This is a genomic window from Lentzea xinjiangensis, assembly GCF_900110955.1.
In the GTDB taxonomy this organism is placed as follows: domain Bacteria; phylum Actinomycetota; class Actinomycetes; order Mycobacteriales; family Pseudonocardiaceae; genus Lentzea; species Lentzea xinjiangensis.
The window spans coordinates 1-15,370 of the sequence record NZ_FOFR01000027.1 but is presented as its reverse complement, the minus strand read 5'-3'; the positions used below and the strand labels follow the sequence as shown (position 1 = coordinate 15,370).

The following is a 15,370-nucleotide window of genomic DNA, read 5'->3' as shown; positions in this document are numbered from 1 at the left end:
CCACGGGCGGAGCGCGATCACCCCTGGGCCGGCGCCCCGACCGCGGCCAGGTAGGCCGACACGGCGGCATCCCGCTCCTGCGCGGACCACCCCAGCGCCTCCGCCACGAGCGCGCCGACCCGTTCGGCCAGGAAGGCCCCGGAGTCCAGGTGCTCCATGGCGATCCGGGTGCGCCGGGCCAGCACGTCCTCCAGCCCCAACGCCCCCTCGTGCGTCACGGCGTAGACGATCTCGGCCGCCAGGTACCCGCCGACGGGCGAAGCCAGCGAGGAGTCCTGGGCGATCAACGCCAGCACGTCGGAGACGGCCGAGCCGTACCGGCGCAGCAACCGCTCCACAGTGGACGTGGGCAGGCCGGACTCCGCAGCGACACGAGTCCGGTCCGCCCACAGCTCGTGGAACCCGACGGCACCGCACAACGGCAGCCGCGAGGTCAGCGAGGGCGCGACGGCGCGCCCGAGCCCGGAGACAGCCGCGTCGACGACATCAGCGGCCATCACCCGGTAGGTCGTGTACTTGCCGCCCGCGATCACGAAGAAGCCGGGCTCCGGCTCGGCCACCGCGTGCTCGCGCGACAGGCGGGCGGTGTCCCCGGAAGCTCCGTCGAGCAACGGCCGCAGTCCCGCGTACGACCCGACGACGTCCTCCGCGGACAACGGCGACCGCAGCACGGCGTTGACGTGGTCGAGGATGTAGGCGATGTCCTCGGGAGTGGCGGCGACGTCCTCGGGGGCGCCGGAGTACGGCGTGTCCGTGGTGCCGATGATCCAGTAGGCGCCCCACGGGATCACGAAGAGCACGGACTTCTCGGTCTGCGTGATCAGCCCGCCGTCCAGCCGGATCCGGGAGCGGTCCACCAGGACGTGCACGCCCTTGGACATCCGCACGCGGAACGGCGGGTTGCCGGGCGACATCGCGTTGAGCGAGTCGGTCCACACGCCGGTCGCGCTGATCACCCGCCGGGCCCGGACCACGTGCGTGACGCCGGAGACCTCGTCGCGGACCGAGGCCCCGGTGACCCGCCCGCCGGACCGCAGCAACGAGGTCACCCTGGCCCGGGACAGCACGGTCGCGCCGTGCTGGGCGGCGGTGCGGACGAGCGTCAGCACCAGCCGGGCGTCGTCGACCTGCGCGTCGTAGTACCGGATCGCGCCGGCGAAGGCATCGGAGTCGAGCGACGGTCCGACAGCGGCCATCCGGCGCCGGGACAGGTGCCGGTGCATCGGCACCGCACCGGCCCCGCCGATCGAGTCGTACAGCATCACGCCCGCGCCGACGTAGGCGCGTTCCCACTGCTTCTTCAGGGGGAAGAGGAACGGCACCGGCCGCACCAGGTGGGGCGCGAGCCGGCGCAGCAACAGCCCGCGTTCCTTCAGCGCCTCCCGGACCAGCTTGAACTCCAGCTGCTCCAGGTACCGCAGCCCGCCGTGGACGAGCTTGCTGGACCGGCTCGACGTGCCCGCCGCCCAGTCGTCTGCCTCGACCAGCGCGACGGAGAGGCCGCGCGACGCCGCGTCGAGAGCGGCGCCCGCGCCGACCACACCACCACCCACGACGAGCACGTCGAACTCGGTGGAGCTCAACGAGCGCACCGCGTCAGCGCGCCGAGCCGGATCCAGCCTTGCGAACAACTTCAGCTCCTAAGACGGTCAGCGGACGTCCGAGTCGACCCAGTCGAACGACTTGGTGACGGCCTTCTTCCAGTTGCGGTACTGGCGCTCCCGCTCGTCGGCCGCGAGCTCGGGCGTCCAGCGCTTGTCCTCCGCCCAGTTCGCGCGCAGCTCGTCGAGCGACGACCAGTAGCCGACGGCCAGACCGGCGGCGTAGGCGGCGCCCAGGGCGGTCGTCTCGGCGACGACCGGGCGCACGACCGGCACGTCGAGCACGTCCGCCTGGAACTGCATCAGCAGCTCGTTCGCGACCATGCCGCCGTCGACCTTCAGCTCGGTCAGCGGCACGCCGGAGTCGGCGTTCATCGCGTCCAGCACCTCGCGGGTCTGGAACGCCGTCGCCTCCAGCACGGCGCGGGCGAGGTGGCCCTTGTTCACGAACCGGGTCAGGCCGACGACCGCGCCGCGCGCGTCCGCACGCCAGTACGGGGCGAAGAGGCCGGAGAACGCGGGTACGAAGTACGCGCCGCCGTTGTCCTCGACGGACCGGGCCAGCGTCTCGATCTCCGGGGCCGAGCCGATGATGCCGAGGTTGTCGCGCAGCCACTGCACCAGCGAGCCGGTGACCGCGATCGAGCCCTCCAGCGCGTAGACGGGCGCCTCGGAGCCGATCTTGTAGCAGACGGTGGTGAGCAGGCCGTTCTCGCTCATCACCTTCTCGGTGCCGGTGTTGAGCAGCATGAAGTTGCCGGTGCCGTAGGTGTTCTTGGCCGTGCCGGGCTCGTAGCAGATCTGGCCGAACGTCGCGGCCTGCTGGTCGCCGAGGATGCCCGCGATCGGTACGCCCTTGAGCACTCCGCCGGGGCCGCCGGTGCCGTAGACCTCGGAGGAGGAGCGGATCTCCGGGAGCATGGACAGCGGAATGCCCATCTCCGCGGCGATGTCGGCGTCCCACTGCAGCGTGTCGAGGTCCATCAGCATGGTCCGCGACGCGTTGGTGACGTCGGTGGCGTGCACGCCACCGTTCGGGCCGCCGGTGAGGTTCCACAGCGTCCAGGTGTCGGTGTTGCCGAAGAGCAGGTCACCGGCCTCGGCGCGGTCGCGGGCGCCCTCGACGTTGTCGAGGATCCAGCGGATCTTGGGACCGGAGAAGTAGGTCGCGAGTGGCAGGCCGACCTTCGCCTTGTAGCGCTCGGCACCGCCGCCGAGGGCGCCGAGCTCCTCGACGATGGCCTGGGTGCGGGTGTCCTGCCAGACGATCGCGTTGTAGACCGGTTCGCCGGTGCGACGGTCCCACACCACCGCGGTCTCGCGCTGGTTGGTGATGCCGACGGCGGCGAGGTCGCCGGTGTTGAGGTCGGCCTTGGCGAGGGCCTGGCCGATCACGAACCGGGTGTTCTCGGAGATCTCCACCGGGTTGTGCTCGACCCAGCCCGCTCTCGGGAAGATCTGCTCGTGCTCCTTCTGGCCCACGGCGACGATCGAGCCGCCGTGGTCGAAGATGATCGCCCGCGTGCTGGTCGTGCCCTGGTCGACGGCGAGGACGTACTGCGTCATCGGGAAGTCCTTTCGGGATGGTCAGAACACGTCAGAACGCGAGCGCGGCGACGATGCCGGCGAGCGCGCCGCCGACGACCGGGCCGACGACCGGCACCCACGCGTAGCCCCAGTCGGAGTCCTTCTTGCCGGTCGCACCGGCGGGAGCGGCCTCGCCGTCGGTGCCCTTGTAGGACAGCGGCAGGAGGGCGTGCGCGATGCGCGGGCCGAGGTCGCGAGCCGGGTTGATCGCGTAGCCGGTGGGACCGCCGAGGGAGGCGCCGATGCCGACGACGAGCATCGCCACGGCCAGCGGGCCGAGCTGGGTCGGCGTCTTGCCGAGCGCGAGGATGACGAAGACCAGCACGAACGTGCCGATGATCTCGCAGACGAGGTTCCAGGCGTAGCTGCGGATCGCCGGGCCGGTGGAGAAGACGGCGAGCTTGAGGCCCTCGTCGGGCGTCGCGTCGAAGTGCGGCTTGTAGGCGAGCCACGCGAGGACGGCGCCGAGGAACGCGCCGAGCATCTCACCCGCGAAGTAGACGAGCGTCGAGCCGACGCCGACCGGCACACCGGGGGCGAACTCGTCCGCGCCGCTGGTGAGGATGCCGACCGTCACGGCGGGGTTGAGGTGCGCACCCGACTTGTACGCGATGTACACGCCGGCGAAGACCGCGAGCCCCCACCCGAAGTTGATCAACAGCCAGCCGCCGTCGAAACCCTTCGACTTGGCGAGCAGCACGTTGGCCACCACGCCCGCACCCAGCAACAGCAAGATGCCCGTGCCGAGCACCTCGCTGAGGAACACTGTCCCGAGACCCACGCTGGCCTCCCATTCGTCCTTGAACGGCTGATCACCCCGTGGTGATTGACGCGGAACGTAATGAGCCACGTCACCGCTGCTCAACGGCAGCGTTTCGACAATGTCGACACCCCGCACCCCCGAACGTGTGACCGGCCGGTCACGCTGCGCGCAGGCAAGGCGTTTCAGGGCTGTTTCCAGGGCCGATGCCGGCCATACCGGTTCGACATTGCCGACACGGGTCGTCTCAATTACGTTTCACGCGTGCCGGGACCCATTCAGTCGATCGAACGCGCCGCAGCCGTGCTGCGGCTGCTGGCGCGTGGCTCCGGCCACCACGGTCTCACGGAGATCGCCGACTCGCTCGGTCTCGCGCGGGGTACCGCGCACGGGATTCTCCGCACGCTGCAACGGGTCGAGTTCGTCGAGCAGGACCAGGCGACCGGCCGCTACCGGCTCGGCGCGGCCCTGCTGCACCTGGGCACGTCCTACCTGGACGCGAACGAGCTGCGGTCCCGGTCGATCAACTGGGCCGACACGCTGGCCGCGCGCAGCGGTCAGGAGGTGCGGATCGGCATGCACCACGACGGCTCCGTGCTCGTGGTGCACCACGTGTTCCGCCCCGACGACTCCGTGCAGACGCTCGGCATCGGCGCGATGCTGCCGTTGCACGCGACGGCCCTCGGCAAGGTGCTGCTCGCCTACGACCCGGACCTGTCGGCGACCGTGCGCCGGCGGGAGCTGACGTCGCTGACGCGCAGGACGATCACGCGCCCCCAGATGCTCGAACGGGTGCTCACCGAGGTGCGCGGGCAGGGCTGGGCGGGCGAGGCCGAGGAGTACATGCCGGGTGAGGCGAGCGTCGCCGCGCCCATCCGGATCCCCGGCGGCCTCGTGGTGGGCGCGATCGGCGTCTCCGGCGCCGCGGACCGGCTGTGCGACTCCGCAGGACGGCCGCGCGCGACGCTCGTGCGCCAGGTCTGCCAGGCCGCCGAGGCGGTCACGACTTCTCTCGTCGACGAGAACTGAGGGGCTCGGCGTGCAACGGTTTGTGATGGCGGTCGACCAGGGCACGACGTCGACGCGCTGCATCGTGTTCGACCAGAACGCCCGGCTGGTGGCGGTCGCCCAGCGCGAGCACCGCCAGTACCACCCGCGGCCGGGCTGGGTCGAGCAGGACGCCGTGGAGATCTGGCGCAACGTCGACCGGATCGTGCCGCAGGCGTTGCGCCAAGCCGGGATCACCGCCGACCAGGTCGTCGCGATGGGCATCACGAACCAGCGCGAGACCTTCGTGCTGTGGGACCGGCACACCGGCGTCCCGATCGGACGCGCGATCGTGTGGGAGGACATCCGCACCGAGGATCTGGTGGCCGAGCTGGGGCGCAAGCCCGGCATCGAGGAGGTCCGCGACCGCTGCGGCCTGCCGCTCGCGACCTACTTCTCGGCGCCGTCGCTGCGCTGGATGCTCGACAACGTCGCCGGGCTGCGCGCGAAGGCCGAACGCGGCGACGTCCTGTTCGGCACCATGGACACCTGGCTGATCTGGAACCTCACCGGCGGCGTCAACGGCGGCCTGCACGTCACCGACGTGACCAACGCGTCGCGGACGATGCTGATGAACCTCTCGACGCGGCAATGGGATCCGATGCTGCTGGAGTTCTTCGGCGTGCCGGCGCCGATGCTGCCCGAGATCAGGCCGTCGACCGAGATCTCCGGCACAACCACGCGGGTGGTACCCGGCATCGCGATCACCGCCGCGCTGGGCGACCAGCACGCGGCGCTGTTCGGGCAGGCGTGCTTCGAGAAGGGCTCGATCAAGGGCACGTACGGCACCGGCGGGTTCCTGCTGATGAACACCGGCGACGAGCTGGTGCGCTCCAAGCACGGCCTGCTCACGACGATCGGCTACCAGATCGGCGGCGAACCGGCGTACGCGCTGGAGGGCTCGATCGCGGTCGCCGGGTCGCTGGTGCAGTGGTTCCGCGACAACCTCGGGCTGATCCACAGCGCACCGGAGATCGAGACGCTGGCGCGCACGGTGAAGGACAACGGCGGCTGCTACATCGTGCCCGCGTTCTCCGGGCTGTTCGCGCCGCACTGGCTCGCGCAGGCACGAGGGCTCGTCGTCGGACTGACCTCCTACATCAACAAGGGGCACCTGGCGCGGGCCGTGCTGGAGGCGACCGGGTGGCAGACGCGGGAGGTGGTCGACGCGATGAACGCCGACCTCGGGGCGCCGACGCCGGTGTTGAAGGTGGACGGCGGGATGACCGCCGACCACCTGCTGATGCAGTTCATCGCGGACGTGCTGGACATCCCCGTGGTGCGGCCGCTGGTGGCGGAGACCGTGTCGCTGGGCGCCGCTTACGCCGCGGGGCTCGCCGCCGGCTACTGGCCGGACCTCGAAGGGCTGCGGCGCAACTGGCACCTGGCCGCGCGGTGGAACCCGGCGATGGAGGCCCGGCACCGCGAGGACGAGTACGCGAACTGGAAGCGGGCCGTGGAGCTCACGTTCGCGTGGGCCCGCTCCACCCCGTCCACTTGAGACCTGCCGAGGTGCCGCCGATGCAGACCCCGCGCCCTGTCACGCCAGCCGGCGGACGATCTCGACGAACGCGTGCACCAGGGCGTTGGCCGAGTGCTCCGGCCACGCCAACGCGATGCGCAACGGCTCGATGTCCACGACCGGACGCCACGTCAGGTCCGGGTGGACGTAGAAGCTCTTCATCGACTCCGGTCCGATGCACACCCCCGACGTCGTCGCGACGTGCTCCAGCATCTCCTCCACGTTGGCGTTCTCCGGTCCCCACACCGGCTCCGACCCGTCCGGCCGCGGGTTGACCGCCCACCAGTCGACCCACTCCGGCGGCGCCACCCGCGTCCACATGAGAGGCTCGTCGCGCAGGTCGCCGATGCCGACCTCCTCCCGCGACGCCAGCGGATGCGTCGTCTTCACCGCCACCCACCGCCGCTCGGTCGCCACGACCTCCGAGCACAACCCGTCCAGCTCCGCCGGCAGCCAGACGTAGGCGACGTCCGCCAGCCCGTCGCGCACCGCCCGCGCCTCGCCACCCCACTCGAACCGCTTCGGCTCGACGGTCACGCCCGGATACCGCCGGGTGAACGCCGACCGCGCCCTGCGCGCCAGGTCACCGCCGCCCGTGGCCGCGAACCCGATCCGCAGCACGTTCCGCTCCGCCGCCGCGGCGGTGCGTACCAGCCGCACGGACTCCTGCCACTCGGCGACCTGCCGCCGTGCCGCCGGCAGCAACGCGCGTCCCGCGGCCGTCAGCGCGACCGCGGAACTGGTCCTGGTGAACAGGTCCGCGCCCAGCCGCGCCTCCAGCTGCCTGATCTGCCGGCTCAGCGACGGCTGCGCGACGTACAGCCGCTTCGCCGCCCTGGTGAAGCTGAGCTCCTCCGCGACGACCACGAAATAACGCAGCAACCGCGTGTCCACGTCCATGCCTGGAACGTATGGCGGCGGGTATTGGACCGTCGTGAGGTCGTGCTGGTTGCGTAGCGGTCATGCACCGACGCACCGTGATCCGCGCGGGAACGGCAGGTCTGGCGGCCACGGCCGTGGCCACGCCGGCGGCCTCGGCCGCTCCCGAGCACCCCAACGTGACCCTGATCCGCCGCTACTACGACGCCTACGCCTCCGGTGACCTCGAAGCGCTGCGGCCCTTCTTCGCCCCGGACATCCGCTGGAGCATCCCCGGGCACCACCCGCTCGCCGGCACCAAGGTCGGCGCCACCGAGGTGCTCGCCTTCTTCGCGCAGCTCGGCCGGTCGGGGTTCCGCGCGGAGATCCTGTTCCTGGCCGCCGACGGCGACTGGGTCGTGGACATGCACCGCGGCTGGAGCACCACGCCGGCCGGCCTGGACATCACGTGGACGCTCGCCTACCGGATCCGGGGGCGCAAGATCGTCGAGGCGGTGAACTTCGCCGCCGACCAGCACGCGGCCGACGCGTTCTTCTGGCGGCAGTACCCCCTCGCCCCGATCCCGGCACGCCTCGGCACCCGATCATGAAGCCGGCTGGGAGCGCTGCTTCCTCACCCACGCGGCGACGTCGTCGGCGGTGATCGGCAGTGCGTCGGACAGGACGTCGGCGCCGTCGCTCGTCACGACGAGGTCGTCCTCGATCCGCACGCCGATGCCGCGCAGCTCCGGTGGCAGCGTCTCGTCGTTCGGGTGGAAGTACAGGCCGGGCTCGACCGTGAGCGCCATGCCGCGCTCCAGCACGCCCTGCTGGTAGGCCTCCGGCCGGGCCTCGGCGCAGTCGTGCACGTCCAGGCCGAGGAAGTGCCCGGTGCCGCAGACGATGTAGCGGCGGTGGTGCTGACCGGCCGGGTCCAGCGCCTTGTCGACGCCGACCGGCAGCAGGCCCCAGTCGTGCAGGCCCTCGGCGAGCACGCGCATGGCGGTGTGGTGGAAGGCGCTGTAGTCGTTGCCGGGCTTGACCTCGGCGAGCGCGGCGACGTGCGAGGCGTGCACGAGGTCGTAGACCTGGCGCTGGGCCGCGGAGAACTCGCCGCTCACCGGGAACGTGCGGGTGACGTCGGCGGTGTAGAGCGAGTTCACCTCGACACCGGCGTCGAGCAGCAGCAGGTCGTCCTCGCCGACCCGGCCGTCGCACCGCGTCCAGTGCAGGACCGGCGCGTGCGGCCCGGCGGCGACGATGGAGGTGTACCCGGGACCCTTGCCCTCGGTGCGGGCCCGGCGGTCGAACGTGCCCTGCAACCAGCGCTCTCCCCCGCCGCGCACGGCCTGGCCGAGCTCGGCGGCGACGTCGGCGAAGCCCTTCACCGACGCGTCGACGGCCTGGCGGAGCTGGCCGACCTCCCAGTCGTCCTTGACGCGGCGCAGCTCGGCGAGCGTCGTGCGCAGCTCGTCGCTGTGCGAACCGGTCAGCGCGTCGAGCACCGGGTCGACGCCCTTGGCCGTGAGCGTCCCGGGGTGGCGGCCACGCAGGGCGTGCGCGAGGTCTTCGAGCGGGCGGGCCGTGATGCCGAGCGCCTCGCCCCACTCCCGCGGCCCGGCCGCGGCGCCGATCCAGAACGGGCTGCGGTCGGCGTCACCGAAGAAGTCGACGCTGTGGGCCTCCGACGGCACCGGCACGAACAGCGTCGCGTCCTGGCCGGACAGCACCAGCACCGCACCCTCGACCTGGCAGCCGGTCAGCCACACGAAGTCGCTGTCGGCGCGGAACTCGTGGAACGTGTCGTTGGACCGGACGTGCGCACGCCCCGCGGCCAGCGCGATCCGCTTGCCGGGCAACGCCGCCGCGAGCCTCGCCCGGTGCGCCCCGGCCGCCTCGGCGGTGCCCTCCGGCAGGTCGATCGAGCTGTCCCACGGGCCCCAGCCCTCGCGGATGTGGGCGCGGAAGCCCTCCGCGTCCACCAGCTTCGCCATGTCACGGCGTGTCCGAGCCACTTCGCACCCCTCCGGTCGGCCTCGCCACCAGCCTTCCCGCCCGCCGGGACGTCCCGCCAATCCGGAACGGCGATAGCCTCGGGCTATGGAACTGGAGATCCGGCACCTGCGGGCGATCTGCGCCATCGGGAACGCGGGCAGCCTCTCGCGCGCGGCGACGCAGCTCGGCATCTCCCAGCCGTCGCTCACCACCCTGCTGCAACGGGTGGAACGCCTGGTGGGCGGCAAGCTCTTCGAACGCGGCCGGGCCGGCGCCGTGCCCACGGCACTGGGCGGCCAGATGCTCCAGCGGGCCCGGTTGCTGCTGGTGGAGCTGGACGCCTTCGGCTCGGACATGGCGAGCCGCGGCGGCCCGACCCGGTTCGGCTCGGTGCACATGGAGTGCGTGCCGGCGCTGTACTCCCGGCTCGAGTCGACCCTGGACGACGTGACGCTGCACGTGGACCCGTCGTCGACCGGGCTGGCGCTGGCCCTCGCCAACGGCCACCTCGACGCGGCGGTGATCGCGGTCGACGAGGAGAGCGACCTGGGCCTGCCGCGCGGCGTCGCGCAACGGATCGTGGTGCCGTGGGTACCGGTGCACATCGCCCTGTCCGCCGCGCACCCGCTGGCCGCCGCGCCCGAGGTGGAGCTGGCCGCGCTGGCCGGTGAGGCGTGGGTGGCGCCACCCGGTGCCGAGGACGGGTCGCTGACGGCGTTGCGCGCCGCCTGCCGGGCGGCCGGGTTCGCGCCGCGGATCCGCTTCGAGATGCCGAGCGGGGCCGGGCGGCCGCTGGTCGCGGCGGGCAAGGCGGTGACGCTGGTGGAACCGACCTCGCAGGGCGGTCCGGGGGTGGCGGTGCGGCCGCTGGCGGGGGCGCCGCTGCGGATGCGGCTGGTGTTCTGCTGGCGGCGGGAGCGGCTGACCTCGGCCCAGGCCGGTCGCGTGTTCGCCGACGTGCTGGCCGCCTACTCCGACCAGGCCCTGGCCAGCCCGGTGTTCCGGCCGTGGTGGGAGGAGCGGGGCGCGGTCCTCGCCTCGGCGCGGTGAGCCGCCACGGCGAACCGGTGCGACGCGCTCACGACCTCCGCCTCACCACTCCCCGCGAACCGTGAGGCGCGCCCGGAGGGCCGCCCCTCATAGCCTGCCGCTATGGGAACCTTCCTCGGGCTTCCCGGGTTCCGCGAACAGCAGGTGCCGCACCTGCGGCGCCTCCTTGGCCAGCGCGCGTGCCGCCTCCTGGTTCTGCTGATCGACGACCGTGCCGCGTTCGAGGTGCTGGCGCAGGTGCTCCTGCCAGGTCGCCACGGTGAAGGTCTCCAGGAACGTCTCCGGTTTGCCGGTGTCCCGGAACAGGCCCCACATCGTGGCGCCCGTGCGGCGGCGCGCCCTGCCGACGCGTTGCATGGCGTCGATGAAGTCGTCCTCGTTCTCCTCCGCCACCGGCCACTCGACGGTGACCAGCACGGGCCCGGCGTCGGTCTCGTCGACCTCGGGCGGTTCCTCCCAGTAGGTCGCGGGACTGACATCGAGCGGCCGGTCGAGCAGAGGCAGCCACCGCGACGCCGCCAGCGCACCGGCCGCCATCGCCACCGCGGGCACGATCATGGCGGCCTGGAGGCCGTGGACGTCCGCGATCGCACCCCACACGACCGCGCCGAGCGCCTGCCCGCCCATGAGGATCAGCTGGTAGTAGGCCAGTGCCCGCGCCCGCGTCCAGGCCGGGAGCAGGACCTGCGCGGTCGCGTTGAACGTCGAGAGCGTCGCGATCCAGCAGGCTCCCGTCAGCAGCATCGCCACGATCACCACCGCGATGCTGCCGACCAGCACCGCCGTGCTGGTCGCCGCCGCGTAGACGAACGTCGCCAGCAGCACCATGCGGTTCTTGCTCATGCGCTGCAACAGCTTCGGCACCATGAACGCGCCGCCGATCGCGCCGGCGCCGACACTGCCGAGCAGCACGCCGTACCCGCTCGCGTCGAGCTGCAACGGCCCGCGGGCGATCGCCGGCAGCAACGCCCACAGGCCGCTGCCGAACACGATGAACAACAACAGCCGCGCGAGCACCCGCCGGAACAACGGCGAGCTGCCCACATACCGCGCCCCGGTGCGCATCGCCGTGGTGATGTGCTCCGCGCCGAGGGGACGGTGGTCCGACGGCCGCCGCCACCTGGCCAGCACGATGAGCACCCCGATGAACGAGACGGTGTTCAACGCGAACGTCGCCTCCGGTCCGGCCAGCGCGATCAGCAGGCCGCCGAGCGCGGGCCCGATCGCGCGGCCGACGTTCATGTTGACGCCGTTGAGCAGCGCGGCCTGCGGGATCTCCTCGCGCGGCACGAGCTCCGGCTGGATCGCCTGGAACGACGGCATCGACAGCGCCTGCCCGATCGCCATCAGCGCGATGAGCCCGAGCAGGCTCGCGGGTGTCGCCCTCTCCGCGCCGGCCAGCAGCACCAGCCCGCCGGCGCCCGCCAGCATCAGCGCCTGACCGGACATCAGCACGCGCCGGCGGTCGAGGATGTCGCCGAGCGCTCCGGACGGCACGACCAGCAGGAACACCGGCAGCGTCGTGGCCGTCTGGACCAGCGCCACCTGCAGGGCGCTGCCGCCGAGGTCACCCATGAGCCACTGGGCGCCGACGGTCTGCGCCCACGTGCCGATGTTGGAGGCGAACTGGGCCAGCCACAACGCGCGGAACGCGCCGCGGCGCAGGGGCGCCCAAGCGGAGGCAGTCACCTGCCGATCTTCACACCTCCCCGGCCGGCGGGCAGCTCCGCGCGCCGCGCACCGGATTGACTTCGGTCAACACTGAAGCTATTGAGGTGGTGAAGGCTCAGACGACCGTCACCGGGTGCCGCACGACGGCGCCGAACAGGTAGCCCTGGGTGTTGTACGGCGACTCGTCGGGCTGGTCGTCGGCTCGCACCCGCAGCACGTGCTCCCCCGGTGCCGCCTGCCACGGGAGCTGCCACCGGGTCCAGCCGCCGCGCGACACCAGCGTCGCCCGCCGCCAGGTCCGCCCGTCCGTCGAGACCTCCACCCGCCGGACGCCGCCCGGCGCCCACGCCCGCCCGGTCAGCACGTGGCGACCGGCGGGCACCGTGGCACCCCAGGCCAGCTCGAAGGCGCTCTTGGCGACCTGCTCGGTCACCGGCGTCCCCTCGGGGGGATGGGCAGGACCGAGCAGCCGGTAGTACTGCGTGTCCCACGGCGAGTGCAGCGGCGAGGTCGACACCTCGATCGACCCCAGCCACTTGATGCTCGCGATCCCGGCCCAGCCCGGCACCACGAGCCGCGCCGGGAACCCGTGGTCGGGCGGCAGGTCCGCGCCGTTCATCTCATAGGCGACCAGCACGTCGTCCAGCGCCTTCGCCACCGGCAGCGGGCGCCGCACGCGGCCCAGGTTCACGCCGCCGGTCACGTAGTCGGCGTCGAGCCCGGCCGGCAGCACGTCGACCGCGCCCGCCCGCAGTCCCGCGAGCCGCAGCAGCAGCCCGAGCGGCACGCCGCGCCACCGCGCGTTGCCGATCCCGCCGAGCCTCCACGGGGTGCCCGCGACCGCCTGGCCCTGTTGCGAGGTGAAGAAGCTCCGGCCGTTGCCCGCGCATTCGATCACCGCCTCGACCGAGCACGACGGCAGCGCCCGCAGGTCGCGCACCGACAGCGACAACGGGCGCGAGACCCCGGAGCCGTGGATCCGCAGCCGCCACGACGTGGCGTCCAGCAACGGCGTCGAGGTGTGGTTGCGGACGAAGAACTTCGAGACCGGCGTCAGCGAGCCGGTCCCGCGCAGGGCTTCCCAGCGCGTTTCCGCGTTGGTGCCGTGCACGACGAAGTCGGTGGCGGGCAGCGGCTTCACGATCGAAGGCGCGGCCGAGGCCCTGGACGGCAGCAACGAGAGTCCTGCTGCGAGCAGGACGCCGCGGCGAGAAATCATGCGCACGACGCTATCGGCCCACCACAACAGCCCTCCCACATCGCGGAACCGTCTCAACAGGAGGCACGAGGCCGTGAGTCGGATCACAACCGAGGTGTGATCGAGTTCGCCCAGCCGGGTGAACGGACGGGCGCCGCCCCTCCGGTGACCGCCCGAGCACACTTCCAGGACACGCGAAAGACCTGCTCAGGGGCCCTCGAACCGGTCCGGGCGCGGCGTGCCCACCCCTGCACGCCGGGGGGCGGGTGACCACCTCGGCCGGGTGCGCCTGCGCCGAACCGCGACCACCGCGCCGGAATCTGCTCGATACTGCGCGGACAGCCGCCGGTGAAGAGGAAGGTCCGAGCACTCGTGATCACGCCCGAGTACTTGCTGTCGACCCGCGAGTTCGAGGTGCTGTGGCAGACGCTGCGGCTCGGCAGGATGCCGTACCCGCTCGACGTGCCCAGCGAGGGAGACACCGAGCAGGAACGGAAAGCGCTGCAGGACAGGACGCTGGAGGGACTGCGCCGGCGTGGGATCGGGACCGGCTCCCGGCTCGACGACCTGTTCCGGGTGCTCGACGACCACGAGGTGTCCGTCGACGCCGTCGCGGGGCTCGGCAGGACCGTGCGGGCGCTCGCCGCGTCCAACGGCTTCCAGGCCGTGCTGGCCGTGATCGACGGCGACGAGGTCGGCCTCACCGAGATCAGGCCGACCGCGCTGGCCAGGGAGATCGTCCGCGTGCTCCCCGCGGGCGAGGCCGGTCCCGGCAGCGCGCTGTCCGTGCGGCTCGAGACCCTGCAGCAGGCCGTCGCGCTGCAGGAAGCCGAGCAGGACGACGAAGACTCCGAGGACCCGTGGGGCGCGGCCGACGACGAGCTCGACGACCGCCAGGCGCTGCTGAGGGCGGGACTGTCCGCACAGGACGCGAGGCAGATGGACGAGCTCGCGTCCAACCGCGTCGCCGGCGGGCAGTTCGGCGTGACGCACGGGCGGCACCGCGCCGACGTGGTCATCAACTGGTTCGACACCCACCAGGGCCGGTACCTGATGGTCCGCTCCGACGGCTGGCTGAGCCTGTCGCCCACGGACAACGAGCGCATCGCCACCCGGATCGACGCCGTGCTGGCGTGAGGCGCGTTCCGCAGGCCCGTCAGTCCTCTTGGAACCGGCGCACGCCGATCCCGGAACCGGCGTCGCGGGCGTACTCTTCGGAATGCGCCCGCACGGGTCCGCCCAGTTCGACCGATTAGCCCGATCCGGTGACAGACCGGACCGGCGCGACAAACCTCAAGAGCGCCCTAAATCCCAGGTATTCCCCTACGTGATTTGGATCACAGGGACTTGTGGCATAGTTCCACTTCTGCGGTGTGAACAGGGGCGGGACGCCCACTCGGGCAGCAGGCGGAGAGCGCTCCCACAACCTGCGCAAACGATCACGTTTGTTACACGCCGTTCACCTGGTAGAGGCCCGTTTGACTGTGTCACAACGCATTGTGAACACGAGTCTCAATTGGTAACTCGTGCAGGGGAAAGCGAGCATTGCGCGGAAGAACCACCGATACTGCCCGCATGTACATCGTCGGTGACAAAGACGCTGTCCCGTTGCGGGAGACCGTCAGCTCGGGTCAGGTGCAGCTCGACCCGGCCGCGGGCGAGGAGCTCCGCAAGCAGTTCCAGGCCCAGATCGACCAGGTCGACTCGTGGATCGAGCGTGCGAACAGCAGCATCGCCCGTCCGGCGCCGCTGGGTGCGAACCCGGTGGTCGACAAGATGCGCGACAAGTTCACCCATCGGGCCGAAGGTGAGCAGTACTCGTTCGTCAGCGTCATGACCGCGTACCGCGCGGTGCTGGAGCAGACGAAGAACTCGATCGTGGCGGCGATCGAGAACTTCACCCGTCTCGACGAGGAACACCAGGCCGAACTGAAGAAGCACATGGGTGCCGGCTGAGCTGCGGCCGGCTGGTGCCACCGACGTGAGAGGCGAGGCGGTCATGCCCCCCGAGACCGACCCCGGTCGAATCGAGAACGTCCCGGTCCTGACGGACCCGCAGAACTGGGCGTCGCGATCGCACC

The 15,370-nt window shown here is 71.8% G+C and carries 13 protein-coding genes; 6 read left to right on the top strand and 7 right to left on the bottom strand.

Translation table 11 applies throughout. The features are described 5' to 3' along the window. Positions 1-17: 17 nt before the first annotated feature. From glpD to BMW88_RS36270, 3 genes are read right to left on the bottom strand one after another with little or no spacing between them, the layout of a single operon-like run. The gene (gene glpD / locus BMW88_RS36280; protein ID WP_089960176.1) at positions 18-1,631 is read right to left on the bottom strand and encodes a glycerol-3-phosphate dehydrogenase; all 1,614 of its coding nucleotides are present in this window, start codon (positions 1,629-1,631) and stop codon (positions 18-20) included. Between the two features lie 18 nt (positions 1,632-1,649). Continuing rightward, positions 1,650-3,167 (bottom strand): glycerol kinase GlpK, encoded by a 1,518-nt coding sequence (gene glpK, locus BMW88_RS36275; RefSeq protein ID WP_089960174.1) that lies wholly within the window; start codon positions 3,165-3,167, stop codon positions 1,650-1,652. A 31-nt stretch (positions 3,168-3,198) separates the two neighbouring features. Beyond that, positions 3,199-3,969, bottom strand: coding sequence for an MIP/aquaporin family protein (locus BMW88_RS36270; RefSeq protein ID WP_089960172.1), 771 nt, complete (start codon positions 3,967-3,969; stop codon positions 3,199-3,201). Positions 3,970-4,212: 243 nt separating this feature from the next. On the opposite strand from BMW88_RS36270, the gene BMW88_RS36265 reads away from it, so the two are divergent. Further along, positions 4,213-4,977 (top strand): IclR family transcriptional regulator, encoded by a 765-nt coding sequence (locus tag BMW88_RS36265; RefSeq protein WP_089960169.1) that lies wholly within the window; start codon positions 4,213-4,215, stop codon positions 4,975-4,977. 25 nt (positions 4,978-5,002) lie between these two features. Next, positions 5,003-6,496 carry a glycerol kinase GlpK gene (gene glpK, locus BMW88_RS36260; RefSeq protein WP_089960167.1) on the top strand — a complete coding sequence of 498 codons (1,494 nt, stop codon included), beginning with the start codon at positions 5,003-5,005 and terminating at the stop codon, positions 6,494-6,496. A gap of 39 nt (positions 6,497-6,535) precedes the next feature. Here the strand turns inward: glpK (BMW88_RS36260) and BMW88_RS36255 are convergent, their stop codons facing one another. Beyond that, positions 6,536-7,417 carry a LysR family transcriptional regulator gene (locus tag BMW88_RS36255; protein ID WP_218148348.1) on the bottom strand — a complete coding sequence of 294 codons (882 nt, stop codon included), beginning with the start codon at positions 7,415-7,417 and terminating at the stop codon, positions 6,536-6,538. A gap of 62 nt (positions 7,418-7,479) precedes the next feature. Between BMW88_RS36255 and BMW88_RS36250 the strand changes: the two genes are divergently transcribed. After that, positions 7,480-7,986: a nuclear transport factor 2 family protein gene (locus BMW88_RS36250; RefSeq protein ID WP_089960165.1), complete on the top strand. Its 507-nt coding sequence runs from the start codon at positions 7,480-7,482 to the stop codon at positions 7,984-7,986. On the opposite strand, the gene BMW88_RS36245 is transcribed toward BMW88_RS36250, so the two are convergent. Beyond that, the gene (locus BMW88_RS36245) at positions 7,981-9,369 is read right to left on the bottom strand and encodes an aminopeptidase P family protein (RefSeq protein WP_089960163.1); all 1,389 of its coding nucleotides are present in this window, start codon (positions 9,367-9,369) and stop codon (positions 7,981-7,983) included. The genes BMW88_RS36250 and BMW88_RS36245 overlap by 6 nt on opposite strands. A 106-nt stretch (positions 9,370-9,475) precedes the next feature. Between BMW88_RS36245 and BMW88_RS36240 the strand changes: the two genes are divergently transcribed. After that, a complete protein-coding gene (locus tag BMW88_RS36240; protein WP_089960162.1) occupies positions 9,476-10,420 on the top strand; it encodes a LysR family transcriptional regulator in 945 nt (314 codons plus the stop codon). An 87-nt stretch (positions 10,421-10,507) separates the two neighbouring features. Here BMW88_RS36240 and BMW88_RS36235 read toward each other — a convergent pair whose 3' ends face one another. Next, complete coding sequence (locus tag BMW88_RS36235; RefSeq protein WP_089960159.1) at positions 10,508-12,109, bottom strand: MFS transporter; 1,602 nt, start codon at positions 12,107-12,109, stop codon at positions 10,508-10,510. Between the two features lie 97 nt (positions 12,110-12,206). Continuing rightward, positions 12,207-13,310, bottom strand: coding sequence for a sulfite oxidase (locus BMW88_RS36230; RefSeq protein ID WP_089960383.1), 1,104 nt, complete (start codon positions 13,308-13,310; stop codon positions 12,207-12,209). A 327-nt stretch (positions 13,311-13,637) separates the two neighbouring features. Here BMW88_RS36230 and BMW88_RS36225 point away from each other — a divergent pair, with 327 nt between their 5' ends. After that, a complete protein-coding gene (locus tag BMW88_RS36225) occupies positions 13,638-14,426 on the top strand; it encodes an ESX secretion-associated protein EspG (RefSeq protein ID WP_245778300.1) in 789 nt (262 codons plus the stop codon). A 438-nt stretch (positions 14,427-14,864) separates the two neighbouring features. After that, positions 14,865-15,245, top strand: coding sequence for a hypothetical protein (locus BMW88_RS36220; RefSeq protein WP_089960155.1), 381 nt, complete (start codon positions 14,865-14,867; stop codon positions 15,243-15,245). The last annotated feature ends 125 nt before the right edge of the window (positions 15,246-15,370 follow it).